This window comes from Bacteroides sp. AF32-8BH (assembly GCF_003435205.1).
Taxonomy (GTDB): domain Bacteria; phylum Bacteroidota; class Bacteroidia; order Bacteroidales; family Bacteroidaceae; genus Bacteroides; species Bacteroides ovatus.
In genome coordinates this window covers 1-23,361 of record NZ_QVLZ01000032.1, presented here as the reverse complement: position 1 = coordinate 23,361, position 23,361 = coordinate 1, and the positions used below count along the sequence as shown (strand labels likewise).

Below are 23,361 nucleotides of genomic sequence, written 5' to 3'. Positions count from 1 at the left end.
GTAAAGAATATGAGTGAGGAACGAAATTCAAACGATGTAAAGGATAAAATCTCTATTAAAGAAATACATGAAACTTTTTGGCGTTGTAGAGATTTTGAATTATCCCATTTATGGCAAAGATCAATATTTCTTTCAGCTTTCTTGATCTTATGTTTTACGGGATATGGTAGTTTGCTAATAACTATGCTTGAAAAGGCGTCGTTATTTGCATATGCAAATTTGTTAGCATTTTCAATAGGAGTTATAGGAATTATTTTTTCATGTTTATGGATAATGATGGGAAAAGGTTCTAAAGCGTGGTATGAAAGATATGAGAATGCTATTTGTGCTTTTGAGAGAAAATCCCAGTATATGACACCTAAAGCTTCTCATATAGGAGGGTTTCATTACCAAAACATACAAGGATATGAACGTCCTCAAATTCAAAAATCCTTTTTCAAGGGAAATGGAGGCGCCTATTCTCCTTCTAAAATAAACATTGCCATTGGGCAAATCACTTTGTGTTTATGGAGTATTATTGTATTATTTCACGGGGCAGTGGCTATTTTGGGGAAGGATATTATTTCATTAAAGGCATTTACTTATATAATCTTGATAGGAGGAAGTATTGTCATTTTATTATTCTTTTGTGCTGTTTTTTATCGGAAAATATATTGGCTACATAGTAAAACCTTAAATAACGAATAAGCGATAGATTTTTCTATCGCTTATTCATTTTATTTAGGAGATTTTTCTTTTCCCTTTTTTCGCTGATTTAGGAGAAATACGTGTAGACATGATATTTTTCTTCCGCTGCGGCTCTACGATCCGCAGTTTGAGTTTCTCCGCCTTGCGGTCGTAACGCACCTCGCAGCAGTCAATCTCACCCGCAACCGACGTCCACACGTTGTTCACACGCACCGCGCCGCCCGAGTAGAGGGTCTTGTATTGTTCGTATTCGAGCGGTTGCCGCAATTTCGCGTCCACCTGACGGTGGAACGAATAGATATTACGTCCCTTTGCTATCTCGTCGGGAACGTAAACCCGTAACTCGGGATGGGCGGCCTCGGCATAGAGGCACATATCCGCCGTGCGAAGCTCCCTCGGAACCCACTGGAGCATCCTCGGGTCGCCCCGCACGGCCGTATCGGCCACGAGCGGCGTGATGGCCGTCTGGGGAATGTCGTACAGCACCCCCGCATCCTTGCGAACGGCCTCCAACGCCACCTCCTCCGTTACAAGCCGGCGGTTCAGGTGCAGGACACTCATCAACCGGTGTATCTGCTGCGGGTCGTCCTGCTCGCGGAACACCTGCAAGACCAGGGCGGGGTCGCTCAACGCGCTGATAACCGAGAAATCGGTTTTGTCCTTCCCGTAGGTACGCTCGAAAGCCTCCCGGCTCATCTCCGGCGTCCGGGCTTCGCGGGGGACGCCTTTCAGGTTTTGCGGGTTCTCCCGCACCAGGCTCATGTATAGATCCGGGCTTTTCATGCTCTCGGGCAGGTGGGCGATGGCATAGGGACTGCGCCGTATGGCCTCCATGCACAACTCCGGCGTTTTCCACTTCTCGGGGACATATTGCAGGTAGCTCCCGTCATACCCGACGGCCCGGCGGCACATCTCCTCGTTCTTGGCGTGATCGGGAAGGTTGTAGAACAGCTCCGGCTCCAGGGCGAAAATTTCCCGGGCCACCCTCGGCGTGAGGAACCAGGGGTTCATGTTCTCCAAAAAATCGAAGGTCTTATCGTAATTCGTGCAATAGAACCCCAACACTTTCAGGTGTATCTCCTCGAAGGGGATATAGCGGAGGACACGCAGGTCGTCGGTACGGGCCAACGCCCGGTTGCAGACCTCCGGCGTGAGCTGTTCGGGGTTGAAAAAGCGGATGGCCAGGGGATCGCGCTCCAGCGCCATCCCGCACAGACGGTCGGTTTTCAGATGCTTCGGAACGTACTCCAGCGCCAGGTAGTTCGAGGACACGGCGGCCTCGCAGACCCGTTCCGTGCGTAATTCCTCCGGCACTTCATGGAGCAGGATGCCGTCCCCACTGACGGCACGCAGGCAGACTGCCTCCGTGCGCAGTTCCACCGGCACGAGCGAAAGGCAGGACGCGTCCATCCCCACGCCGTGAAGGGCCAGCTCCCCGGTCATGACCTCCGGGGCAATGGAGGCGAAAATCTCGAACTTGTCCACGAACGACATCCCGAATTTTTTCAGCCCTTCCAGGCATATATCGGGATACGGAATGTAAGGGAGTATCTTGTAATCGGCACTGTCCACCGCTTTCAACGCCGCACGGCATATTTGCGGCGTCCTCAATTCCCCGGGAACGACCTCCAGCACCAGGCCGTTGCGCTTCACGGCCGCCATGCACAGTTCGGGGGTCTTCAACCCCTCCGGAACGTAATACAGCGCGTAGCTGTTGCTATCGACGGCGGCACGGCACATTTTCGGTGTCTTCAGACGGTCAGGGACGAATTTCAGTGTTTCGCCCCGGTGGCCGGCCGCGGCAAGACAAAGTTCCGGCGTTTTCATCGCTTCGGGAACGAACTCGATGTTGAAAGCCGATTTCTTGATGGCGAAACGGCAGACCTCCGCCGTTTTCCGATCCTCGGGCAGCGTCTCGAAAAGGTTCTCACGCCACGGGTTCTCGTACACCCCCGTATCGAGATAGGCTATATCTATTCTCTCTTGCTCTGTCATGGTTTTCAGTATTTATGGAAAGCGCCCGGGTGACGGGCGCTTCTCTTGGTTAGACATATTCCGTTATCGTTCCGTTTCCTCCGTCCCGTTCTCGCTCTGGAACGTGAAGGAGGTCTTCACGACCTGACCCGTGTTGTCCTCGACATAGACGTCGATGGTCTGCTGGTCATCGCTGCGCGATGTGTAATAGAGGCGGAACACCTCACGGTCGAGCGGATAGCGGTCGTTGGGCAGGAACACCGTACCGTCGTCCATCCTCAACTCACCGCGCCCGTCGGGCTGGAAATAGCGGATCGTGTAACGCGCGCCGTCATATCTCCCCTCCCGCACGAGCGTGCAGCGGATTTCAGCGGTTTCACCAACGGAGATTCGCTTCTGAACGGGCATCGTTTCCAGAGAGAACGTGTACGCCTGCTGTATATCCAGCCCGTTGTCGCAGGATGCGCATAAAAGACCCAGGGCGGCGATCCAGACCGCCAGGGCCAATATCTTTTTCATCTTTTTCATGTCGCTTGCAAGTTTAATGGATTATGAATTTCACGCCCAGGCCGAACTGCGCGTGGAAATGTCCCGTTGTAGTGCCCCATAGGATACGCTCACGCCCCGTCAGCGAGAGGATAATCCTGTCGGTCAGGTACGCATCGACCTCCAGCGTGACGGCCCCGCCATAGAGGAAACGGTCGCGGTGGCGGAGCGTAGAGCCGTCATAGAGCCGCCTCTCGCCCCGGTTCACACTCTCGTAACCGGCCAGCGCCGAGCCGCCGAGGTAGAAGAAAAAAGTCCTGGACGGGTCGGCGAGGAACTTGTAATAGTAACCGCCCTCGGCCGTGAACTGCGCCACCGGGATACGTTCCGACTTGTAGGGGTAATAACGGTTCAGGAACTCCGCGCCGAACACCCACTTGTCGGCATTCTTCGCGTAGCGGCTCATGGCCAGCCCGAACCAGTAGCCCGTTTCGCTGCGGCTGTCCCGGGTATAGAAGCCGTCGGTCATGCCTCCCCGTATTTCCAGCCCGCGCATGGCGGGCAGGGCACGCTGGGCGTGCGCCCCGTCCGAAAGGAGGAGGCATAACCCCAGCGTGAGAATGAATATCGCCCGTTTCATATCACTTTACCTTTAACTCGTTGATAACACGTGCGCGCACCAGGTCGGCATTCTCCACCGTGAAAGTCTGGTGTCGCCCGCCCTGCTGCTCGTGCAGTTCCACGACCAGCTGCTTGTCGTCGGCCAGCATGAACTTCGGGAGCGTGAAGACCATGCGCTCGGTACGCTTGCCGCCGATGACCTGCACGTTGTTGTACGCACGCACGGGCCATACGACCTGCTCCTGGATGGCCGTGCGTTTGGCCACCTTCTTGTCCGTAATCTTGAACGTCAGGTAGTCCACGTTGAAAGGCACGTTGGAGGAGTTTTTCAGTTGGAGGTGGAAATAAAGCAGGTCGTTATGCACGTAGATACCTTTGAGGAGGTATTGTACCCCGAAACGCTTGCAACCGATATGCTTGATCTCGCGGCGGTCATTCTTGTAAATGGACTGCATGATCAGTTTGACCAGCAGCGGAGATTCGCATCCCAACTCCTGCAAATAGATGTCCAGCGCGTTATTGGGGCGGTTTACCGCCTCCCCGTCATGCAGGAAGTCCGCCATCTCGACCGACAGTTTCACCGGCTCGTCGGCATACTTGACATTGAAGCTGTAATAGGCCCCGTCCTCGGTAATGACCGAAAGGTTGCTCTCGCGCGAGAAATCACGCAGGGCCGCCTTTACACGCAGCACGTTTTCCGTGCCGTCGGCTTTCGCCGCCAGAAGATCCGAAGACCCCAGATCGACGTAACGGATGGCCGAGGGGAAAATCACATGCACGGTCTTGCTGAACGTCACCTCCAGCGCGTAGGGCGGGATAACCCGGTTGAAAGTCAGCGGACGGGTAAGACCGTCGTACAAATCGCCCGTGGAGGGCTTTTCCTGCGCGTGGGCAGCGAACATGCACCCGATAAAAGCGAGTGCCAGAAGAATCTTTTTCATACTCGATAAATTTTTGATTGTTGATAAAAATGGATTTTTTCAGTGGTGTACGGAAGTACGTCGTTTGTACCCTTATTGAAGGGGCGGGAGCAGCAGGACGCTGTAACCGGCCTTGAGCGTGACCTTGACCGAGCGCATCTTCTTGCTCACGTATTGCGACACGCCCTGGATGGCGCTGCGGCCCAGGTCGGAGAGCAGTTGCGAACCGGCATCGTCCGTGATCGTGATACTGCTGCCCATGCCCGCGCCCATATTGGCGGCGATCTCCTTCACGGCATTGAGTTCTTCCGACCCCGGCACGGGAATACCCTCGTTGCCGTTCGTGTCATAGACCGACAGATCGACCGGAACGACCGCCCCGCCGTGCTGGACAGCGCTGACCTTGACCGTCAGCCGTTCGCCGTTGATCCTCGCCGCCCCCGTTACGGGCGTACCCGAGGGGATGAGCAGATCTCCCGCCATCATCGGTTCCAACAGACGGAAAGTAACCTCCCCGCCATCGGTGAGCGTCACGGTTTGCTGCACGGCGGCACGGATACTGTTGCGCTCAGGCTCGCGAAGGTCGCTCCCCACCGTGTTGAACCCCCAGTTCCGGGGCTTGACGAACTCACGGGCGAAGACCGAATCGGGCAGCGGGGCGGCGAGCAGCGACACGATGTTACGGCGCACCTGGCGCACGGGCTGCACGGAAGCCTTGCCGGAAACGGAGGTCTTCTGACGCGGGGCTTCAGGGGCCTGACCGCCGTTCATGTAGCGGGCGGCGATCTCGTAGGACTTCTCCAGCAGCGCCACCTGCTCCTCCTGGGCCGTTTTCTGCGCCTGCTGTTCTTCCAGGCGGCGTTCCAGTTCCTCGATGCGGGCCTGCATCTCGCGCTCTTCCCCCGTTTCACCGGCGGTCTCCTCGTAGAAACTGCCTAACTGGCGGTTGATGTCGGCATAGGCGGCACGGGAAGTCCGGAAAGCTCCCGACGAACCGCCGGCAGAGCCGGAAGACTTATCCGGCACGGCAGCGGGCATGACGGGCTCTTCCTCCTCGTCCTCCATCCCGAACGCGAAATCCTGCAAGGAGCGCATCTTTTCCCGCTCCCTGCGCCGCATCTCCTCCTGCACGTAGGCATCACGCTTGTCCGAGAGGATACCCTCCGATTCCGGGGTCGGCAGCTCCGTGTTGAAACCCGCCGAAGGCTCCTCCCGTTCTTTTTCGCCGGGGGAGAAGATCAGCCACATGCACCCGGCAAAGGCCAGGAAAAAGAGCGGGAAGACCACCATCTTCTTCCGCATCTGTATCTGCCGGGGCGTGAGTTCCTTTTTCCCCACCTCCGGCTGTTTATTCTGTTTTTCATTCGTCGTCATAATTGAAATCTTTTAGATGTTTTACACTGTCGGCCTCCTGCCGTTGTCTTAATTCCAGCTCCAGCCGCTCGATATGCCGTATCTGCATCCGTTCCCCGGCTCCCTTGCCGAAGCGGTAGATGGAAGACACGGTAAAGTAGAGCGACAAGACGGAAAAGAACAAGAGCAGCGTGAGGATCACGATAATCCGCTTATCGGGCGAGAGCGCCCCGCAAGCGCGGCGCAGGTGGTCTTCGACCCACTCCCCGAAAGCCTTTATTCTCTTCTTTGCCATAGCCTTATCTTTTTAATGTACGTAAATCGCGGTTCTCCAGAATCTCGAATTTCTCCATGATGAAACCCTGCGGGTTATTGTCCGAACGCCCCGAGTTGATCAGCTCGCAACGCGTGACCAGCGAACGCTCGGTGATGTTGCTCTCGCGGACAATCATTTGCCGGGCATAGGTCATGGCCCGGTAGGGATAGGCGTTGAAGTCGCACACCACGGAGTCCACCTCGATACGCTGGCTGATGTTCCCCGACACCACACGGTTGTAGTAACCTTTCTCCTGCATGTCCTGGTAATAGGCGAAGGCGCTCTTATCGACCAGGAACAGCGCGCGGTTGATGTTGCTCTCGATGGCCGCACGGTCGGGCGAGAGGGTGAAGAACAACTCGTGAAAACGCCGGATATGTTCGCGCGCCTCCACGGGGCGGTTCTGGCTCAAATCCTGCGAGAGCGCCAGCATCAGCGACTTGCCCCCGTCCAGGACGTAGATCTTCTCGCGCTGCTTTTCGGCGAAACGGAAGCTCGCGACCACGCTGAACACGGATACCAGCGCGCACAGGCAGAGGAACACGATACCGAAAAGCCGAATCTGCCTGAAACTTGTTTCGATGTTTTTTAATGACTTGAATTCCATTGTCCAAATTGTTATGAATGATTACTGTTACCTTGTGTTGCCAGGTTGCGCCCGTTGGGGGCACTGCCCGAAGCCGGGCCACCGCCGCCGTTACCGGAGGAGGAACCGCCACCGCCGCGACGCCCGAACGTGCGGCCGATCATGTTGCCGGCGATACCGCCCGCGACACCCGTGGCGAATGCCCCGGCCTTGTTGATACCGCCCATAGCCCCGCCGGCTCCGCCCGACTGGATCACCCACTCGGCAACGGTGGGGATCGTGAAATAGCCTATGATACCTATAATCAAAAAGATAATATAGACACCGCTGCCGCTGTCGGGAATGTAGTTGGGGTCTTGCAGGGCCAGGACGTCCGCCTGGAGCATCAACGTCTGGATCTTGGCCAGCACCGCGGAGAACAGGTCGGCGATGGGAAGCCAAAGGTACACGCTGATATAGCGGGAAATCCAGCTCGCGAGCGTCGAGTGGAAGCCGTCGTAAATGGAGAGGGCGAACGACAAGGGCCCCAGAATCGACAGCACGACTAAAAAGAATGTCCGCAGCGTGTCGATGGTAAGCCCCGCGGCGTTGAACAACAACTCGAAGAAGTCCCGGACAAGCTGCCGGAAACCGGCCTTGATGTCGTACCACGTGCGTTCGGCCCACATGCTGATAATCTCGCCCAAATCCGTGATACCCATATCCGCAAGCCGTTGTTCATACACCTCGTCGTCCACTAACCAAGCCTTGCCCTCGCGCCTGCGGGCCTCGGCTTCCAAATCGTCCTTCTGTTGCTGGTATACCTGCAAATCCAATGTCTGCCCCTCCAGTATGGCGTGCGTGCCCTGCACCACGGGCGACATCACGGCGTTGATCGTCCCCAGAACCACGGTGGGAAAGAACATCACGCACAAGCCGATGGCGAAAGGCCGCAGGAGCGGGAACACGTCGATAGGCTCCGCATTGGCCAGTGCCTTCCATACCCGGTAAGCCACGTAAAAGAGCGCACCCAGGCCGGCGATACCTTTCGCCACCCCGATCATGTCGCCGCATAGCGGCATCATCTCCTGATACAGGTTCCGGAGAACCTGGTGTAAATTGTCGAAATCCATGACTGCCTCCGTTTTCAGGTTACCAATATCTGTCGTTCGGGTTCCCGTAAAGTGCCAGCACCCGGTGCGCGTCGCCCTTTTCGCGGCTGCGGATGAAGGACACGGAGATGGTCTTGCGCGTGTAATAGCGCGTGAGGTTGCGGTACTCCAGCATCTTCGTGTAAACCTGATCCACCACGTCCATCCGCTCCTTGTCCGAGAGCGAGAGGCCGTTGCCGCCGGTTATGACCGTCTTGAGTTCCGTCACCAGCGCGCCGCCCTCCTCCAGCAGCCGGGCGTAACCCGCCGAGATCGCCGCCAGCTCGTCCACCGTGAAGTTCGGGTCTGAAACCATACGGTTGAATCCCGAGGTGTAGATTTCCGTGATCTCGCTGACCATTTCGAGCGTCAGCTTCACCTTCCGGGCATCCTTGATGATGTTATGCACCGATTTGAGGGCGTCGTAGTAAGCCTTGCTTTGGTTATAAATCTTGATACTCTCTTGCAGCGACTTGACCATGTTGGTCGCCGTGGTCGAGCTTTGAACCGCGCTCTTGATGTTCTGAACGAGGTTCGACGGGTCGATGACCGTCCACTGCGCTTTTGCCTGGTACGTGAAGCAAAGAAGCCCCACGAACAGCGTTAAAATCAATCGTTTCATCCTTTTCATTATTTAATTCGTGAATACTTGGGCGGTCATTCCGACGCCCGGTAATAATCCCCGTAGGCGGAGAGCTGGAGCACCTCGCGCCCCGCATCGTAGGCCAGGGCGACATACCCGTAGAGGTCGAAGTAACGGATACCTCCCCAATACTTCCTCACGGGACGGGAGAAGCGTGTCCCGTCCTTGTAGGACACCTCCACGTAAAAACCGCCGCCCCGGCGTCCCGGGTTGCGGTAGATGCGAACCCGGGGAGAACCCGAGCGGCTTTCCCACTCGCCCGCCACCTCGTACAGCGCGAAGTCCAAACGCGCCGCCGTGGGGTCTGATCCGATACACTTGCGATACATGGCCTGCCCTCCCTTTAACGTTTGCCCTCGGCGAGCTGCCTGATCGCCAGTTCCATATCACCGCCCAGCTCCCCGGCAAGCCGCTGTACCTCCACTTTCTCCGTTTCCTCGGTCGTGTAGGCCAGGTACTCCGGGACGCTGACCTCCGTGGCATAAACCGCCGACTGAACGCCGCCCAGACCGATCCAGACCTCCTTGTATTTACGGGAAGGGTCGTTGGACTGGTTGATCGAGAGAATCTGCGCCTTCTCCTTGTCGGTCAGCCCCAACAAGGACTGAATCGCATCGAAACGGTTCATGAACTTGCGCTGGTCGAGCAGGATCTTGCAGTCCGAGTTGTTGATGATCGCCTCCTTGACCACCGGGCTGGAAATGATGTCCTCGACCTCCTGCGTCACAACGATGGCCTCACCGTAGTATTTGCGGACGGTTTTATACATATAACGCAGATATTCAGCCATATTAGCCGTAGAGAGCGCCTTCCAGGCCTCCTCGACGATGAGCTGTTTGCGTACCCCCTTGAGCCGTCTCATCTTGTTTATGAAAGCCTCCATGATGATAATGGTGACCACGGGAAAAAGCTCCTTGTTTTCCTTGATGGAATCCACCTCGAAGACCACGAAGCGCTTCGAGAGCAGGTCGATGTTGGCCCGGGAGTTCAGAAGGAAGTCGTAGCGTCCGCCCTTGTAATACTGCCGCAGGGTGATGAGCATATTGTCGATGTTGAAATCCTCGCGGCTGACCCGGATCTCCCGCTCCTCCAGCTCGCGGCGGTAGTCGTCCCGCAGGTACTCGTAGAAACTGTCAAAACACGGCACGATATTCCGGTCAGCGCGGATACGCTCGATATAGGCGTTCACGGCACTGCCCAGCTCGCCGCTCTCGGTCTTCGTAATCTTGTCGTCCTCGGTTTTCCAGAGTGTCAGCAGCAGCGTCTTGATGCTGTCCTTCTTCTCCACGTCGAAATAGTAGTCGTCGGTGTAGAACGGGTTGAAACTGATGGGATGTTCCTCGGTATAGGTAAAATACACGCCGTCCTCACCTTTGGTCTTACGCCGGATCAGCTCGCAAAGGCCCTGGTAGCTGTTACCGGTATCCACCAGCACGACATGCGTGCCCTGCTCCCAGTATTGGCGAACTAAATGATTCATAAAGAATGACTTGCCTGACCCCGAGCCGCCTAACACGAATTTATTCCTATTCGTAATGATCCCTTTTTTCATCGGTTCGTCCGAGATGTCCAGGTGCAGGGGCCTGCCGCTTACGCGGTCGCACAGCTTGATGCCGAAAGGGCTGGACGAGGATTTATAGTTGGTCTCCTCCGTGAAGAAACAGACTGCGGGCTCGATGAACGTGTAGAACGATTCCTCGGCGGGGAAATCCCCCGCGTTGCCCGGCATACCCGCCCAGTAGAGCGTGGCGGCGTCCACGGTGTTGTGGCGCGGGCGGCACTCCATCAGAGCGAGCTGGCTGCCCACATCATTGCGGATATGCCGGAGCTCCTGCACGTCGTCCGACCAGGCCAGCACGTTGAAATGGGCCCGGACGGATTGAAGACCGAACGAGTGCGCCTCGTTGAGATACTGGTCGATGTCGAGTAGGTCAGCCCCCTTACGGGAGCTTTCCCCTCTAAGAACCGTACGTGAGAGTTTCCCCTCATACGGCTCAAGCAATTCAAAACTTTTATTTGTAACTAAAAGCCGGCTCATAGTAACTTCCATTTATTTCTGTTAGTAATTCGGCTGCAATGGTCATGTATTAGGACTTTCGCCTTTCTACTGCTCCCTGTCATTTCAGTAATTTTCCAGGGAGTTTCCCGTGTGATGTGCTTGCCACACACAGGGCAACATTGCATTTGCTGATTCCACAGGCGATAGATATATTGCTTGCCGTCTAAGTGTGCAAGCATTCTTCGGGTCTTGTATTGATCGAAGAAATCTTTCCAATCGGCATCATATGGGTTGGCCTCACTGCGGATTTTGATATGTCGCTTTATTTTCGTATCCGACAATCTCACAAGAGTGTGGTATTTATCCACTTTCCTGTTTTCAAGCGGTACGGCAAAAGTCCAGCTTCTACCTCTTACAGTGTGATAATACTTGTTGGCAATCCATCGTTTACCTTTTTTGGGATGTCTTCTGCGAGACCATCGCCATAGTTTGTTGAAAATTTGTGCATCTGTTTTACGGAAAGTTTCCGATGCAGAACACCCCTTGTAGTAGTTCGCCCATCCTCTAATGACTGGGTTTAGCAATCGTATCAAAGATTGTTGCTTAGAAGACTTGTTCTTGTCCACTATTTCACGAACCTTATCTAAAAATCTCTTTCGACTCTTCTTGGATGGTTTTGTGATAAACTTGCCTTTATATTTTCTGATATTGAACCCAAGAAAATCAAACCCTTCTTCTATATGAGTTATCTTAGTCTTTTCTTCTGATAAGGTAAGCCCTCTTGCTTGAAGAAACTCAATGACTAATGGTTTAACATGGTTCTCCAACAACTCCTTACTCTCTCCTGTGATAATAAAATCATCCGCGTAGCGAACAAGATTTATCATAGGAGTATAGTAATTTTTCTTCGAGCGGTTTATCGGAAAGCTATCGGCAAGCAGTTTTTCCAGTCCGTCCAAAGTCATATTTGCAAGAGTTGGGGAGATGATGCCGCCTTGAGGAGTTCCCTCCTCTGTCGGAAAAAGTTGCTTGTTGAAAATAAATCCACTTTTCAACCATTTACGGAGCAAAACTTTATCCATAGGGATATTGTCAAGCAACCATTCATGACTGATATGGTCGAAACAACCTTTGATATCACCTTCTAAGATCCATTGTGGGGATGTCGTCCTTGCCAGGTCATTGAAGCATTGTTGAACGGCATCTGCCGTGCTCCTTTCTTTTCTGAAACCATAAGAATTGGCATCAGCCGTTGTTTCAGCTACGGGAGCCAGTGCCATCAGATACAATGCCTGCATAGCCCGGTCTTTCATAGTTGGTATACCCAATGGTCTTAATTTCCCGTTACTCTTTCTGATATGTACTCGTCTCAGAGGTTGGGGTGTATAACCTCTCCTTTTCAGTTCGGTTATTGCACACACTTTAGCATCTGGCGTTTTCCATGTTACCATATCGACGCCAGCCGTTTTACTCCCATTATTGGAAGTTACACGTCTTACCGCTAATGCTTTAGCGTAAAACGAGTGGGTCAGTGTCCACTGCAAGGCTTTGACCTTGTTGTGGCGACCCTCTTTTTGAGCCTTTACAATACGCGCTTGTAGCTTTTGAACCGCAGCTTCGCATTTGAGCCAATTTATACTGTCCCATTTGCTCTGCGTTTGGTCAGTCGATGCACACGATTTTTTAATTTCGTTCATTTGCTTTTCTCCTTTTAAAAGTTCTAAAAGTTTCTTGTAAAGAATCACCTACCGCAGAAGTCAGCCTGCTTTCGCAGCGGGATGATGTTTCAATCCCTATTCACCCCATTACAGGGTGGCATTCGCTTTTTCTGCAATCCTATACCCGCACTCCATTCGGCATTCCTTACGGTCTGCTTACCTGTCATTGGCAGGAGAAATACGGGCTTACTACGTTCCGTGCAAGTAACTTATAAGTGGGTTAGGTTCTGTCTATTACACCGGCAGTACTCTGTTCGTGTATTCCCAGAATGGAGAGGAATAACCGACTGCTTCCCTTTTGGGCTGAAGCCTATCAGTATCTTTGGCTTCTTCAACCTTACGACGTTTAGACGACAGTTCGCTTACGCTAACCATACCACCCAAGCCAAGCTCCCTGACTGTATGATACTAACAGCCATTGTCTTTCCCTCACGGTTCTGACTGCTCCTTTCGGAAGGGCTACCTTGTCTGGACAGCTTTGATACAGTATATTACTATTGGTGCATCTGTCCATAGGCTACCGTTGACGAAACAACGGGTTAAATCTAAGTTTAACAATTACTTACACAGCGACGTATCGCACCCACTCCTTGTTTATCTGGTTCCCGCGGGAGTAGCGGGAAAGGGACTGCATGTTACGCGCACGTTTCTCGAACATACGCAGGTTTTCGTCGCTGTCTTCCAGGAACACGTACTGGTTGTAAAGGTGGTCGCAGGAAAGCAGAAGCCCCACGGGGGCCGCGAACGAGAGCAGACAGTCCGAACGGTCGGTGGAAAGACGCTCGTAACGGGTGTCCGTACCCACGCGCCCCGGCAGGTCTTCCGTGTCCGAGAGCGTGTGCAGGCACACCCGTTTGTTACCCACGCGCAGAACCTCGGCCCCCAGCTCGATGTCCTGAAGAGAAGTCGTCTCCGAGAGCGAGAGGGAAAAGTACCGCTCCAGCAGGCCCGGACAATCCGCCGTACCCGTGATCTCGTCCCCCGTGAGGCGGACAAGGTTCAGGAAACCCGAATCGTTCAGAATACGCTCGAACTGTTCCGCCGCCTCCAGGAATTTTGTCGCCGACTCCCGGTTTACCTCTTTGGGAATGATGTTGCCCCGGCAGAGGGTCGAGAAGTCTGAACGCATGTGCATACGCTCCCTCGTCGTTTTCGTCAGGTAGAGGAAGCAGGCGTGGGTCAGGAACGGACGCTCGTTGAAATGCCGCTCGTAACTGCGGGAGAGGAAACTCATGTCCCCCTCGCCCGTGGCCGGGCGGTAACGCTCGCGGATGAACCAGTCCTGCTTGTGTACCACGCTGTATTCGGGCAAGACCTTCAGGGCCTTGCACCAGGCGGCGTGGATCGCCTCGTACTCGGCGGACGTGACGGTGAACAGCTCCGGGAGTTCGACCCGATAGACGACCGTTATGTCCGCGTCCTTGCTGATGATACAACCGCCTTCCACGGCCAGGAGCGGGAACTTGCTTTCCAGCGTGGTAGCTTTCAAGATGTTTCTCATACGCGGCCCCCCTTTCTTTTCAGCAACCGGCGCAGGGACTTGCGGTTGAGCAGGTAGCGGGGATGCCGGCGCGCGGCGAGCAGCTTCATCAGCCCGTGTTCCCCGTAACGGGCGTTCAGGCGGAAGGTAAGCCAGACCAGCACCGAAGCCGCCGCAACGCCGAAAGCGATACATACCCACTGATCGACCCCTGCCATGTAGAGGATGACGAACACCACGAAGACGGCCAGCAGGCCGCCCGCGAAGATGAAGAGGTACTGCGCCTTCAGGCCCCGGAACTCCACGCTCTTGCCGATTCCCTTGTTGATTCCATATTCCATAATTATTTGCATGACAGGTTGGACTACAAGAAGAAAGAGCGTAGGATCGTCGCGGCGACAATCAGGAAAATACACGCGCCGAACCAGCTCGCGGCGGTCTTCGACGTGTCGGGGTCGCCGCTCGAAAACTTGTTATAGACCTTGATCCCCCCGATAAGGCCGACCACAGCCCCAATCGCGTAGATGAGCTTCGTTCCGGGATCGAAGTAGCTGGTTACCATGTTGGTAGCCTCCGTAATGCCGGCGATGCCGTTGCCCTGCGCGAAGGCGGAGGAGATGGCGGCAAAGAGAAATGCCGCCGGAAGAAGAATCTTGTTCTTTCTCATAACTCGATAATGTTTGAATTGTGGCGCGGGGATGGATAGGCCCCGCACCGGGTTAAACTTCTTGATTCGGATTTTTTCAGTGGTTCGAGGATAGCCTCACGCGCTACCCGTAGTCTTTTTCTTTCATCGTGATGTCATTATGGGGTTAAACAAACTCACGGACGTCGAAACCCGTGGGAATCGAACCCTGCGGAGATGGGCTTTCCGCAGACCTCTCGGACATACGCCGGTGAAAGGCCGAGAGGTAGGTGTCGATCAGGGATTTTACCCTGTCGTTCCCGTCGGGGCGGCCCGAAACGATGACCTCGAACATGTCGGTCTGTTTCAGGCCCAGGAGGACACGTCCCGTTTCCTCCCTTTGCTCGTCTGTTGAAGGTGGATCGTGTACCACGTGGCGGTAGGCTTCGCCCATCTGTTCAAAACTAACCCCCTGGGCAAGCGAGCGGCCCAAAAGGGGCAGCTCTTCGGTGTCGTCTTCATCCTCGTCATAATCCGGCTCCTCCGCGTCCGCATCCGGGAAAGATTCATCGTACAGCGGAAAGTCGATTTCCAGAGGTTCGTTAGGCTCCCCCTCGGGAGCGACACCGAACACTTCATCCAGGTCTTCCGGCGGAATCTGCCGGGGGTGTTCGGGTACATTCGTGGGCACAAATATATCGGCTTTTTCCGTAACTTTTTCAGTTTCAGATTCTACGGCAGCTTGTGGCCGGGAGTGGCGCGGGTCGAGGACAAAGCGGCTCCTGCCGATGATCTCCTGCCGGCAGGGCGTGTCTTCGGCAACGATCCCGTCTGCCGGTTCGTTACGTTCCATCCGCCGCAGGCGGAAAAACGCCCACAAGGCATACCCCACGGCAAAGAGGGGCAGCAGCCACAACGCCCCGTTCATCGCTCCTCCGCTTTGGGTTGCAGGGAGGCCACGGCCTCACGCTCCTCGAAAAGCCGCTCGATGGTTTCCCGGTTATCGTCCAGGTGCGCCTTGAGAACCTTGTCCACGTAGGCCGTGATCGTCACGTCGCCACGACCGATGACACGGGTGATCTCGCGGATACGCTCGTGGTACGACGGACGTATCTTCACGTGCTTGTTACCGGCGAAAGGCAGCCGCAGCAGGCAGATGTAACGGGCCAGGTACTCGGCCTCGGGGGTGGGGACAGTCCCCACGGCGACCTCCCCCGAAGGGCCGTCGGGGACGATAAGGGTTTTCATCCTGCGCCGGTAGCGGCACACGCGGAAGATGAAGGGTACGGCGACGCAAAGGACGGCCGCCAGGATAACAGATAAAATAATTGCTTTGTCTGACATGATGGATTGTTTTTAATGGATTGTAAAAATATTGGGTTCATAACTAAAAAATATCGGAGTTCCGTTTCTTGTAGAGTTCCGAAATTTCCTCCTGATAGGTCGCGAAATGCTGCTCCAGCACATTGTCCAGGTAGCTATACAGCGAGAGTTCGTTCTTACCGATAACCTGCACTATCCGGGTTATACGCTCGTGAAACTCCTTGCGGATATACACCGTTTTGCCGCTTCGGGTATTGGAGGGGGCGTTCCGGATAAAAAGACGCTCGTAATCCTGGCCTTTCCCTCTTCGGCGGCGTCCCTCCTCTTTCGTAGCCGACGAGGAGGCGGCCTCGCCGGACGGTTCCGATAGAGCCGATGCCTCCTCCTCTTTTTCCGGCGTGTAAGGATGTAGTGGCCGGTTTCGGCTTTTGGCCTGGCTGATGATGAAGGAAGCGTCCAAACCGTCGTCATGTTCTTTTCCGCTCATAAGATTCTACTTTAACAGTTCGATCAATTCATCCACGAGTTTATCCAGGTTGCTGCCCCGGATCAAAGAACGGTCTGCCGGGAAGAGCGTGGAGCGGAAGACAGAGCGACGGCTGGCGTTCTGCTCACGACGAAAACGCTTGGTGTCAGGCAGGAAGGTCTTCAGAACAGGAAGCTCCAACTCTTTCATTACCGCCTCGTAAACCTGATATAATTCTGTCTTTTCACGTCCGTCCACCATGTTCCATAGCATATACAGCCCTTTCATCCGGGACTTCTCGCGGCCCATTATATGCTCCTTTACCACAACTGCGTAATTCAGGGTGCTTTCCATGACAACCCGGTCGGCACTGATCGGGGCGACGAGATAATCCATTCCGGCCAGGGAATGAATCAGATCCTCGTTATTGATCGTACCGGGAAGGTCGAAGAACACATAATCGAAATCACCTTGCGGCAGGAGGTAGTCGGCATCGGCCAACGCCTCTTTCGTGTTGCTTTCCACGACAGGATAGGCTTTCTTTTGAAGCCGGGTGAATTGTTCGTAAGCTAACCTCTTGTAATGTTCGTCTTCGAGGGCAAGCTTCAGGTCACGTTCCCGCATCTCCACGATGGAGTGTTGGGGATAATCGCAGTCGATGACCGCGACATTGAAACCCTTTACATAGTGCAGGTAAGAGGCTGCCAGCACCGTGAGGGTGGTTTTGCCCGCTCCGCCTTTTTGGGTGGAGAAGGCCACGAATTTCGTTTTCTCTTTCATTGTTCCATGCGTTTTTAGTTATACAATCGGGTAATCGTTCATCTCTTCACGTATCCGGGCAAGTGACGGCATGAGATTTTATGCAGGTATGCCGGCACGCATATATGCTGGTGCGCTGGCAGGCTGTTACGCCGGTATGCCGGTGCATGGGCGCGTGTCCGATTTTATACTCATGCGCAACCGCATTTGCTTATCCGGACAAAGACCCGCTTTTTCCTCTGCACACGGTGTTTTCTGCATCCGTCCGCACGTGTGCGGACAGGAGGATGTGTCATTGCCCGTATCCGTTCTCACGTGCAAAGTAAACCCTTAAAAACACGGGTTGTATGCTCTTTTTCCGCTATGGCCGCGTGTGGCGTCAAAGTGGACGCAAGTGGCATAATCGCTTGTGGTACAAGCGATTGAATAGGTCGGTATCTTTGCCTCGTGAACGATCCCGACGCTAATGAAGCCGTCCTTGCCCCGTTTTACGGCGGCTCTTTCAATGTTCTGTCCGCGAGCGGGCAGAAGGTATTTGCAAAGGGCAAATAGCAAGCTGTGTTTTCTGCTGCACGATTCTCGTTTTGCAGCAGAAAACAGCTTGCCCGCAAGGGGGAGAAAGCACCTCCGGAGTCGGTGCTTTTCAGAAGGGCGGCAAGCCGCGAAGGGATCGGAATTTTCAGGAACCGGTGGGGCCCTGGCCTCTCCTTAAAATTTCGATGCGATGGAAAAGAACAGAAAGCCCCGAGGGGGCAAAGGGGGACGACCCGCGAAAAACGACCCGGCCGTTTACCGCTTTTCGGTAAACTTTTCAGCCGTGGAACATGCCCGTTTCCTCGACCTTTACGAGCAGTCCGGGCTATTGTCCAAAGCCGCTTTTATCAAAGCGAGAGTGTTCAACGAGGCGTTCCGGGTGGTAAAGACCGACCGGGGAACGCTCGAATACGTGGCGAAGCTGACCGCTTTCCACGCCCAATTCCGTGCCGTGGGAACGAATTACAACCAGGTGGTGAAGGAGCTGCACGCGCATTTTTCCGAGAAGAAAACACTCGCGCTGCTCTATAAACTGGAGAGAGCGACACGTGAACTGGCGGCCGTCGGGCAGCAGGTCGTGTCGCTCTCCGAAGAGTTCAAACAGCGATGGTAGCCAATATCACCACCGGAAAAGACGTGTACGGCGCGCTGGCGTACAACCAGGAGAAAGTCGATCGGGGCGACGGGAAGGTGCTGCTGACCCACATCGTGAGGGAGCCGGCGGATGGGCGCTTCAACGTGGCCGCGACGGCAGAAGACCTCCTGCGCTGGATGCCCTCGCACTACCGGACGGAAAAACCCGTCGTGCACGTGTCGCTCAACCCGGCTCCCGAAGACCGCCTCGACGACGGGCAACTCGCGGAGATAGCCGGGGCCTACATGGAGCGCATGGGCTGGGGAGGACAACCTTATATCGTATTCAAGCATACCGACATCGGACGGGAGCATATCCATATCGTGTCGGTGCAGGTGGCCCAGGACGGGCGCAAGATAAACGACAGCAGGCGCAACGAACGCAGCGTGGCCGTTACCGAGGAACTGGAACGGGAGTACGGACTGCATCCCGCCAAAGGGAGAAGGCGGGAGAAAGGGCAAGGGATCGTCCCCGCCGATTACACGCGGGGCGACCTGAAACGCCAGGTGGCAGCGGTAATAAAACCGGCCGTGGCGACATACCGCTTCCAGACCCTCGGCGAGTTCCGGGCATTGTTGTCCTTATATAATATAGGTATAGAGGAAGTCCGGGGAGAGCGGAACGGAACCCCCTACCGGGGATTGCTCTACACGCTGCTGGACGAGAACGGGGACAAGGCAGTGGCCGCGCCGCTCAAATCCTCACTGTTCGGTAAAGAGGTCGGGTATGACGGGCTGGAACGGCACATGGAGCGCAACGCCGAACGGTTCGGGAAGGACGACACGAGGAGGCAAATCCGTGGCCGGGTCGATAAAGCGCTTCGGGGAGAACCCACGGAGGAAGAACTGCGCGAACGCCTGCGGGGAGCCCGGGTGGATCTCTACATACGACGCAACGAAAACGGCCGCATCGTGGGAGTGACGTTCATTGACCACGAAACACGGACGGTCGTGAACGGATCACGGCTGGGAAAGGCATACTCGGCCAACGCCTTCGAGCTGCGCTTCGGCGGGAAACGGAATCCCGGGGAAAACACGAGGGACTTGTCCCCGAAACAAGCGCCTGCCGGACGGGACGGGCAACGGAAGCGGAATACCTCACGACGGAGGAAAGTATAACATCTCAATTATCATTCATTTATTAAATTTTACGGTTATGCAACAGGAAGACGACCTTCGGGGTCTTGCAAAAACAATGGATTTCATGCGGGCATTGAGTATCTTGTTCGTGGTTATCAACATCTACTGGTTCTGTTACGGGCAGATACGGGAATGGGGAATCAATATCGGCGTGGTCGATAGGATTCTGCTGAACTTCGACCGCACCGCGGGGCTGTTCCGGAATATACTATGGACGAAACTTTTCGCCGTCGTGTTCCTCGCCCTTTCATGCCTCGGGACAAAAGGAGTAAAAGAGGAGAAAATTACCTGGCGGAAAATCACGGCATCGCTGGCCACGGGAGGCGTGCTGTTCTTCTTCAACTGGTGGCTGCTGGACTTGCCGCTGACGGCGATGGCGAACGCGGCTTTCTACATACTGACCCTATCGGCCGGGTATATCTGCCTCTTGATGGGCGGCGTGTGGATGTCCCGCCTGCTGAAGAACAATCTCATGGATGACCCTTTCAACAACGAGAACGAATCATTCCAGCAGGAAACACGCCTGATCGAGAACGAGTACTCCATAAATCTGCCGACGAAATTTTACTATAACAAACAGTGGAACAACGGGTTCGCCAATGTCGTAAACCCGCAAAGGGCTTGCATCTGCATGGGAAGCCCGGGCAGCGGGAAGAGTTATTGTGTTGTAAACCAGTTCATTAAACAGCAAATCGAAAAGGGCTATACCCAATACATCTATGACTACAAGTTTCCCGATCTTTCGGAAATCGCTTACAACCACCTGCTGAATCACCAGAAAGGTTACAAGAAAATCCCGACTTTCTACGTCATAAATTTCGACGACCCGCGCCGCTCGCACCGCTGTAACCCCATTCACCCGGACTTCATGACCGATATTTCGGACGCCTACGAGAGCGCCTATACCATCATGCTCAACCTGAACCGAAGCTGGGTGCAGAAGCAGGGCGATTTTTTTGTGGAAAGCCCCATTATCCTTTTTGCGGCCGTGATCTGGTTCCTGCGCATCTACGACAACGGGCGGTATTGTACCTTCCCGCACGCCATCGAGTTCCTGAACAAGCGGTACGAGGATATTTTCCCGATTCTGACATCCTACCCGGAACTCGAAAACTACCTCAGCCCCTTTATGGATGCCTGGCTCGGAGGCGCTCAAGACCAGCTCCAGGGCCAGATAGCATCGGCCAAAATTCCGCTTTCCCGCATGATTTCGCCCCAGCTATATTGGGTCATGTCGGGCGACGATTTCACGCTCGACATCAACAACCCGGACGATCCCAAGATACTCTGCGTGGGGAACAATCCCGACAGGCAAAACATTTACGGAGCGGCTTTGGGATTGTATAATTCCCGGATTGTCAAGCTCATAAATAAGAAAGGCCAGCTCAAATCGGGCATCATCATCGACGAGTTGCCGACAATCTACTTCAAGGGACTCGACAACCTGATCGCCACGGCCAGAAGCAACAAGGTCGCCGTGCTGCTGTGCTTCCAGGATTTTTCACAGTTGAAGAGGGACTACGGGGACAAGGAGGCCGCCGTCGTGATGAACACGGTGGGCAACATCTTCTCCGGGCAGGTCGTAGGTGAAACGGCCAAGACACTCTCGGAACGGTTCGGTAAGGTATTGCAGAAGCGGCAGAGCATGACGTTGAGCCGCAGCGACAAATCGACATCCATATCCACGCAGCTGGACAGCCTGATCCCGGCCTCGAAGATCTCGACGCTCACGCAGGGAATGTTCGTCGGGGCCGTGGCGGACAATTTCGACGAACGTATCGAGCAGAAGATTTTCCACTGCGAGATTGTCGTGGACAACGAAAAAGTGAAAGCGGAAACGGCCCGGTACAAGAAGATACCACAAATTACCGATTTCACGGACGAGAACGGGACGGATCACATGAAACAGGTCGTGCAGGAAAACTACGAACGTATCAAGGCAGAGGCCGGCCGCATCGTCGCCGAGGAACTGGAACGTATCAAGAACGACCCGGTGCTTTGCAAGCTCCTGCCGGAACAGAACTAAATGAACACAAACACCCCCGCAAACAACCTCCGTGACCTTAACCGGGGCTGTTTCCTGGTTTTATAACCGTACAGCCGGTGTTTTGGAGCATAAAGTAGTGATTATGTGAACGGAAAACATTATTTTTGTGTTCGGAATCCTTTTAATTATAAGTATGACAGTTACCGATATATACGAAGCAATGAACAGCAAGGCGGAAGCGTTTTTCGAGTGGTTGCAGGCTCACCCGAAATACGGGTTGCTGTTTGGTGTCGGGTTGCTTGCCCTATGGCTTGCAGGGTTGCTGTTCCGTTGGAAATGGGCGTGTCATTGGCAGTTTAACAGCAAACTGTGGTTATTTGATGATTGCAAGCCTGAAACACGCCGCAGGGTTCAGATTGTGTTGGTCAGCGTTCTGATTATACTTATATTGGTTGGTTTCTTTGTATGGAGATAACGGTATGGAAAAGGACAATCGCAAATACCGGATCTGCTTCATCGACTATATGTGGTATGTAGCCGAGATATGGCACGAAAGGGAGCGTACCAATCTCAACGGACGTATGCTACTGTTTTGGTGCTGGCTCTTCGTCCTACTCATACCGCTTGGGTTTCCACCGATATTGCGCCTTTTCGGCTGGATGATTGGTTTGGCCATAGTGATTCCTCTCTGCTTTCTTCCCGATTTATTCTGCAAGCTACGCTATACAGCCGGACGGCGTGAAGCACTCCGTGAACATTACGGGAAGATGAAACATCCCGGCAGGAAGCTCGCCAAAATAGTTCTTATCGCTATCGCCCTGATCGTGGCAAATGTAGCGCTGATGTTCCACCTCGGATTTATACATTGGGCATGATGAAACGGCAGGAGAATAAGCAACGGTTTTATCTCTGGGACTACCTCTGGTGGATGGGGGAGAAATGGAAGCAGGCAAGACGAACAGGCAGGGTCGATGGCGAAATGATGCTCTCGATTTATATCTTCGCTCTTTTGATATTCCCTATGATGACTGTTACTATCCGGCTTTTTCCAGGTGTGTCGGCATTGTTGCCATGTGTCGTTTTTAGCATTGTCACATTTGCCGTTATGTCGCTCGTCAGCAGGATTTACAAATGGCGAGGCAAAGCAGTGATGTCTCACTATGCCAAGTGCAGGTTTAACGAACTCCTTGCGGTTCTGTTATTTTTCCTTGCGATGGCCATTATCTGCTTTATGATGTATCTTCTTGACAAAAAGTGATACATACTTTGATACGGACTCCGGGCCGTTATATCGAATGGTCTAACTCGATGTACCAGTTTCCCTTGATGGGCTTGTAAAGCGTGGTGTCGTTGTACGTCCTGCGGTAGATCTCGTTCAGGTCGCCATGTTCGGTGATACGGATATTCCGACGGCTTCTCAATCCGGGATCGTAAACGAAACTCTTGGACGTTCCGGCATCCACGATGCCGTGGGAGTAGTACGGCATAACGAGGCTCACATATACCGAATCTGCCGTTCCCCATTCCCTGCGATCAACAAGGATAAAACCGCATCCAATCTCTGATAACAGGGAGTCGAGTAGGATTCGCTCCGGCTTCAACAGTCCATATACCGGGATGTCTTGTTCATCATTCGTTTCATGGGATGTATCGCTTTGCTCCATTGAATCAAGTATAATAACCTCTTCCGGAGAAAGCGGCGGGTAGTGAAAACTACCTTCTGAACTCTCTGCCATGATTTCGTACACCTTACGGAACGCCACCTCGTGCGTGGTGAAATGGCGTATCATTTCCTCGTCCGACGGCGGCATGGGAGGCTCTCCGCAGCTTACGGCAAGCAGGATTACAAATAACAGGATTATGACTGGTGTTCTCATTTTCTAATGTTTAATGTTCTGTGGCTAACCAATCTTGTTTAGGGAGTTGAGCCATTTGTTAATAGCATCCAATCTGTTATTCTGTTTAATGGTATCTTCATTTC

Annotated in this window: 26 protein-coding genes and 2 pseudogenes; 8 read left to right on the top strand and 20 right to left on the bottom strand. The window is 54.0% G+C overall.

All coding sequences use genetic code 11. The features are described from left to right. Positions 1-9: 9 nt before the first annotated feature. Positions 10-687: a hypothetical protein gene (locus DWZ47_RS20620; protein ID WP_117514485.1), complete on the top strand. Its 678-nt coding sequence runs from the start codon at positions 10-12 to the stop codon at positions 685-687. A 33-nt stretch (positions 688-720) separates the two neighbouring features. Here the strand turns inward: DWZ47_RS20620 and DWZ47_RS20615 are convergent, their stop codons facing one another. From DWZ47_RS20615 to DWZ47_RS20525, 19 genes and pseudogenes are all read right to left on the bottom strand, one after another. Continuing rightward, entirely contained in the window at positions 721-2,682 is a 1,962-nt protein-coding gene (locus tag DWZ47_RS20615; protein ID WP_117514482.1) for a DUF4116 domain-containing protein, read from the bottom strand. 63 nt (positions 2,683-2,745) lie between these two features. Then, positions 2,746-3,189 (bottom strand): DUF3872 domain-containing protein, encoded by a 444-nt coding sequence (locus DWZ47_RS20610; RefSeq protein WP_004295445.1) that lies wholly within the window; start codon positions 3,187-3,189, stop codon positions 2,746-2,748. A gap of 13 nt (positions 3,190-3,202) precedes the next feature. Further along, positions 3,203-3,787: a conjugal transfer protein TraO gene (locus DWZ47_RS20605; RefSeq protein ID WP_004295446.1), complete on the bottom strand. Its 585-nt coding sequence runs from the start codon at positions 3,785-3,787 to the stop codon at positions 3,203-3,205. A 1-nt stretch (position 3,788) separates the two neighbouring features. Further along, positions 3,789-4,709, bottom strand: a complete 921-nt coding sequence (gene traN / locus DWZ47_RS20600; protein WP_117514480.1) for a conjugative transposon protein TraN — start codon at positions 4,707-4,709, stop codon at positions 3,789-3,791. Positions 4,710-4,781: 72 nt separating this feature from the next. Next, a complete protein-coding gene (gene traM, locus DWZ47_RS20595) occupies positions 4,782-6,062 on the bottom strand; it encodes a conjugative transposon protein TraM (protein WP_117514478.1) in 1,281 nt (426 codons plus the stop codon). Continuing rightward, positions 6,049-6,336, bottom strand: a complete 288-nt coding sequence (locus DWZ47_RS20590) for a TraL conjugative transposon family protein (RefSeq protein WP_117514476.1) — start codon at positions 6,334-6,336, stop codon at positions 6,049-6,051. Before DWZ47_RS20590 ends, traM begins: the two co-directional genes overlap by 14 nt. 4 nt (positions 6,337-6,340) lie before the next feature. Continuing rightward, complete coding sequence (gene traK, locus DWZ47_RS20585) at positions 6,341-6,964, bottom strand: conjugative transposon protein TraK (protein ID WP_004295450.1); 624 nt, start codon at positions 6,962-6,964, stop codon at positions 6,341-6,343. A gap of 11 nt (positions 6,965-6,975) precedes the next feature. Further along, the gene (traJ, locus tag DWZ47_RS20580; RefSeq protein WP_117514474.1) at positions 6,976-8,055 is read right to left on the bottom strand and encodes a conjugative transposon protein TraJ; all 1,080 of its coding nucleotides are present in this window, start codon (positions 8,053-8,055) and stop codon (positions 6,976-6,978) included. Positions 8,056-8,074: 19 nt separating this feature from the next. Beyond that, positions 8,075-8,695, bottom strand: coding sequence for a DUF4141 domain-containing protein (locus DWZ47_RS20575; RefSeq protein WP_007851777.1), 621 nt, complete (start codon positions 8,693-8,695; stop codon positions 8,075-8,077). A 35-nt stretch (positions 8,696-8,730) separates the two neighbouring features. After that, on the bottom strand, positions 8,731-9,045 hold the full coding sequence (locus tag DWZ47_RS20570; protein ID WP_004303798.1) for a DUF3876 domain-containing protein: 315 nt from the start codon (positions 9,043-9,045) through the stop codon (positions 8,731-8,733). A gap of 14 nt (positions 9,046-9,059) precedes the next feature. Beyond that, a pseudogene (locus DWZ47_RS20565) lies at positions 9,060-10,637 on the bottom strand (TraG family conjugative transposon ATPase); the annotation flags it as partial. A 113-nt stretch (positions 10,638-10,750) separates the two neighbouring features. Then, complete coding sequence (ltrA, locus tag DWZ47_RS20560; protein WP_004319152.1) at positions 10,751-12,412, bottom strand: group II intron reverse transcriptase/maturase; 1,662 nt, start codon at positions 12,410-12,412, stop codon at positions 10,751-10,753. Positions 12,413-13,013: 601 nt separating this feature from the next. Next, positions 13,014-13,934: pseudogene (locus DWZ47_RS20555) on the bottom strand (TraG family conjugative transposon ATPase); the annotation flags it as partial. Then, entirely contained in the window at positions 13,931-14,257 is a 327-nt protein-coding gene (locus DWZ47_RS20550; RefSeq protein ID WP_032558190.1) for a DUF4133 domain-containing protein, read from the bottom strand. The gene DWZ47_RS20550 and the pseudogene DWZ47_RS20555, both read right to left, overlap by 4 nt. A 20-nt stretch (positions 14,258-14,277) precedes the next feature. After that, positions 14,278-14,580: a DUF4134 domain-containing protein gene (locus tag DWZ47_RS20545; protein WP_004303800.1), complete on the bottom strand. Its 303-nt coding sequence runs from the start codon at positions 14,578-14,580 to the stop codon at positions 14,278-14,280. Between the two features lie 145 nt (positions 14,581-14,725). Continuing rightward, a complete protein-coding gene (locus DWZ47_RS20540; RefSeq protein ID WP_117514472.1) occupies positions 14,726-15,466 on the bottom strand; it encodes a hypothetical protein in 741 nt (246 codons plus the stop codon). Continuing rightward, on the bottom strand, positions 15,463-15,882 hold the full coding sequence (locus DWZ47_RS20535; protein WP_004303802.1) for a DUF3408 domain-containing protein: 420 nt from the start codon (positions 15,880-15,882) through the stop codon (positions 15,463-15,465). Before DWZ47_RS20535 ends, DWZ47_RS20540 begins: the two co-directional genes overlap by 4 nt. 43 nt (positions 15,883-15,925) lie before the next feature. Beyond that, positions 15,926-16,348: a DUF3408 domain-containing protein gene (locus DWZ47_RS20530; protein ID WP_004295459.1), complete on the bottom strand. Its 423-nt coding sequence runs from the start codon at positions 16,346-16,348 to the stop codon at positions 15,926-15,928. 6 nt (positions 16,349-16,354) lie between these two features. Continuing rightward, complete coding sequence (locus DWZ47_RS20525; RefSeq protein WP_015547221.1) at positions 16,355-17,107, bottom strand: ParA family protein; 753 nt, start codon at positions 17,105-17,107, stop codon at positions 16,355-16,357. 70 nt (positions 17,108-17,177) lie between these two features. Here DWZ47_RS20525 and DWZ47_RS20520 point away from each other — a divergent pair, with 70 nt between their 5' ends. The 7 genes from DWZ47_RS20520 (at position 17,178) to DWZ47_RS20490 (ending at position 22,638) form a co-directional block, all read left to right on the top strand. Beyond that, on the top strand, positions 17,178-17,420 hold the full coding sequence (locus tag DWZ47_RS20520; RefSeq protein ID WP_008620133.1) for a hypothetical protein: 243 nt from the start codon (positions 17,178-17,180) through the stop codon (positions 17,418-17,420). Between the two features lie 390 nt (positions 17,421-17,810). Next, entirely contained in the window at positions 17,811-18,233 is a 423-nt protein-coding gene (mobA, locus tag DWZ47_RS20515; protein ID WP_004295462.1) for a conjugal transfer protein MobA, read from the top strand. After that, positions 18,227-19,372: a conjugal transfer protein MobB gene (gene mobB / locus DWZ47_RS20510; RefSeq protein WP_004319166.1), complete on the top strand. Its 1,146-nt coding sequence runs from the start codon at positions 18,227-18,229 to the stop codon at positions 19,370-19,372. Before mobA ends, mobB begins: the two co-directional genes overlap by 7 nt. A 37-nt stretch (positions 19,373-19,409) precedes the next feature. Then, complete coding sequence (gene mobC / locus DWZ47_RS20505; protein WP_004319168.1) at positions 19,410-21,419, top strand: conjugal transfer protein MobC; 2,010 nt, start codon at positions 19,410-19,412, stop codon at positions 21,417-21,419. A gap of 154 nt (positions 21,420-21,573) precedes the next feature. Beyond that, positions 21,574-21,855: an Imm17 family immunity protein gene (locus DWZ47_RS20500; protein ID WP_004295465.1), complete on the top strand. Its 282-nt coding sequence runs from the start codon at positions 21,574-21,576 to the stop codon at positions 21,853-21,855. Positions 21,856-21,859: 4 nt separating this feature from the next. Then, positions 21,860-22,255, top strand: a complete 396-nt coding sequence (locus tag DWZ47_RS20495; protein ID WP_004295258.1) for a hypothetical protein — start codon at positions 21,860-21,862, stop codon at positions 22,253-22,255. Next, a complete protein-coding gene (locus DWZ47_RS20490; RefSeq protein ID WP_004319173.1) occupies positions 22,252-22,638 on the top strand; it encodes a hypothetical protein in 387 nt (128 codons plus the stop codon). Before DWZ47_RS20495 ends, DWZ47_RS20490 begins: the two co-directional genes overlap by 4 nt. Positions 22,639-22,666: 28 nt before the next feature. On the opposite strand, the gene DWZ47_RS20485 is transcribed toward DWZ47_RS20490, so the two are convergent. Then, positions 22,667-23,257: a DUF4948 family protein gene (locus DWZ47_RS20485; protein WP_004295259.1), complete on the bottom strand. Its 591-nt coding sequence runs from the start codon at positions 23,255-23,257 to the stop codon at positions 22,667-22,669. Between the last annotated feature and the right edge of the window lie 104 nt (positions 23,258-23,361).

What these genes read in the sequence shown, in the direction of transcription:
- traJ (WP_117514474.1), bottom strand. Translation starts at nt 8,055, where the DNA reads ATGGATTTCGACAATTTACACCAGGTTCTCCGGAACCTGTATCAGGAG.
- DWZ47_RS20540 (WP_117514472.1), bottom strand. Translation starts at nt 15,466, where the DNA reads ATGAACGGGGCGTTGTGGCTGCTGCCCCTCTTTGCCGTGGGGTATGCC.
- traN (WP_117514480.1), bottom strand. Translation starts at nt 4,709, where the DNA reads ATGAAAAAGATTCTTCTGGCACTCGCTTTTATCGGGTGCATGTTCGCT.
- mobC (WP_004319168.1), top strand. Translation starts at nt 19,410, where the DNA reads ATGCAACAGGAAGACGACCTTCGGGGTCTTGCAAAAACAATGGATTTC.
- ltrA (WP_004319152.1), bottom strand. Translation starts at nt 12,412, where the DNA reads ATGAACGAAATTAAAAAATCGTGTGCATCGACTGACCAAACGCAGAGC.
- DWZ47_RS20570 (WP_004303798.1), bottom strand. Translation starts at nt 9,045, where the DNA reads ATGTATCGCAAGTGTATCGGATCAGACCCCACGGCGGCGCGTTTGGAC.
- DWZ47_RS20535 (WP_004303802.1), bottom strand. Translation starts at nt 15,882, where the DNA reads ATGTCAGACAAAGCAATTATTTTATCTGTTATCCTGGCGGCCGTCCTT.
- DWZ47_RS20490 (WP_004319173.1), top strand. Translation starts at nt 22,252, where the DNA reads ATGATGAAACGGCAGGAGAATAAGCAACGGTTTTATCTCTGGGACTAC.
- DWZ47_RS20545 (WP_004303800.1), bottom strand. Translation starts at nt 14,580, where the DNA reads ATGAGAAAGAACAAGATTCTTCTTCCGGCGGCATTTCTCTTTGCCGCC.
- DWZ47_RS20620 (WP_117514485.1), top strand. Translation starts at nt 10, where the DNA reads ATGAGTGAGGAACGAAATTCAAACGATGTAAAGGATAAAATCTCTATT.
- DWZ47_RS20530 (WP_004295459.1), bottom strand. Translation starts at nt 16,348, where the DNA reads ATGAGCGGAAAAGAACATGACGACGGTTTGGACGCTTCCTTCATCATC.
- DWZ47_RS20485 (WP_004295259.1), bottom strand. Translation starts at nt 23,257, where the DNA reads ATGAGAACACCAGTCATAATCCTGTTATTTGTAATCCTGCTTGCCGTA.
- DWZ47_RS20615 (WP_117514482.1), bottom strand. Translation starts at nt 2,682, where the DNA reads ATGACAGAGCAAGAGAGAATAGATATAGCCTATCTCGATACGGGGGTG.
- traK (WP_004295450.1), bottom strand. Translation starts at nt 6,964, where the DNA reads ATGGAATTCAAGTCATTAAAAAACATCGAAACAAGTTTCAGGCAGATT.
- traM (WP_117514478.1), bottom strand. Translation starts at nt 6,062, where the DNA reads ATGACGACGAATGAAAAACAGAATAAACAGCCGGAGGTGGGGAAAAAG.
- DWZ47_RS20605 (WP_004295446.1), bottom strand. Translation starts at nt 3,787, where the DNA reads ATGAAACGGGCGATATTCATTCTCACGCTGGGGTTATGCCTCCTCCTT.
- DWZ47_RS20590 (WP_117514476.1), bottom strand. Translation starts at nt 6,336, where the DNA reads ATGGCAAAGAAGAGAATAAAGGCTTTCGGGGAGTGGGTCGAAGACCAC.
- DWZ47_RS20610 (WP_004295445.1), bottom strand. Translation starts at nt 3,189, where the DNA reads ATGAAAAAGATGAAAAAGATATTGGCCCTGGCGGTCTGGATCGCCGCC.
- DWZ47_RS20525 (WP_015547221.1), bottom strand. Translation starts at nt 17,107, where the DNA reads ATGAAAGAGAAAACGAAATTCGTGGCCTTCTCCACCCAAAAAGGCGGA.
- DWZ47_RS20520 (WP_008620133.1), top strand. Translation starts at nt 17,178, where the DNA reads ATGAGATTTTATGCAGGTATGCCGGCACGCATATATGCTGGTGCGCTG.
- DWZ47_RS20500 (WP_004295465.1), top strand. Translation starts at nt 21,574, where the DNA reads ATGACAGTTACCGATATATACGAAGCAATGAACAGCAAGGCGGAAGCG.
- DWZ47_RS20495 (WP_004295258.1), top strand. Translation starts at nt 21,860, where the DNA reads ATGGAAAAGGACAATCGCAAATACCGGATCTGCTTCATCGACTATATG.
- DWZ47_RS20575 (WP_007851777.1), bottom strand. Translation starts at nt 8,695, where the DNA reads ATGAAACGATTGATTTTAACGCTGTTCGTGGGGCTTCTTTGCTTCACG.
- mobB (WP_004319166.1), top strand. Translation starts at nt 18,227, where the DNA reads ATGGTAGCCAATATCACCACCGGAAAAGACGTGTACGGCGCGCTGGCG.
- mobA (WP_004295462.1), top strand. Translation starts at nt 17,811, where the DNA reads ATGGAAAAGAACAGAAAGCCCCGAGGGGGCAAAGGGGGACGACCCGCG.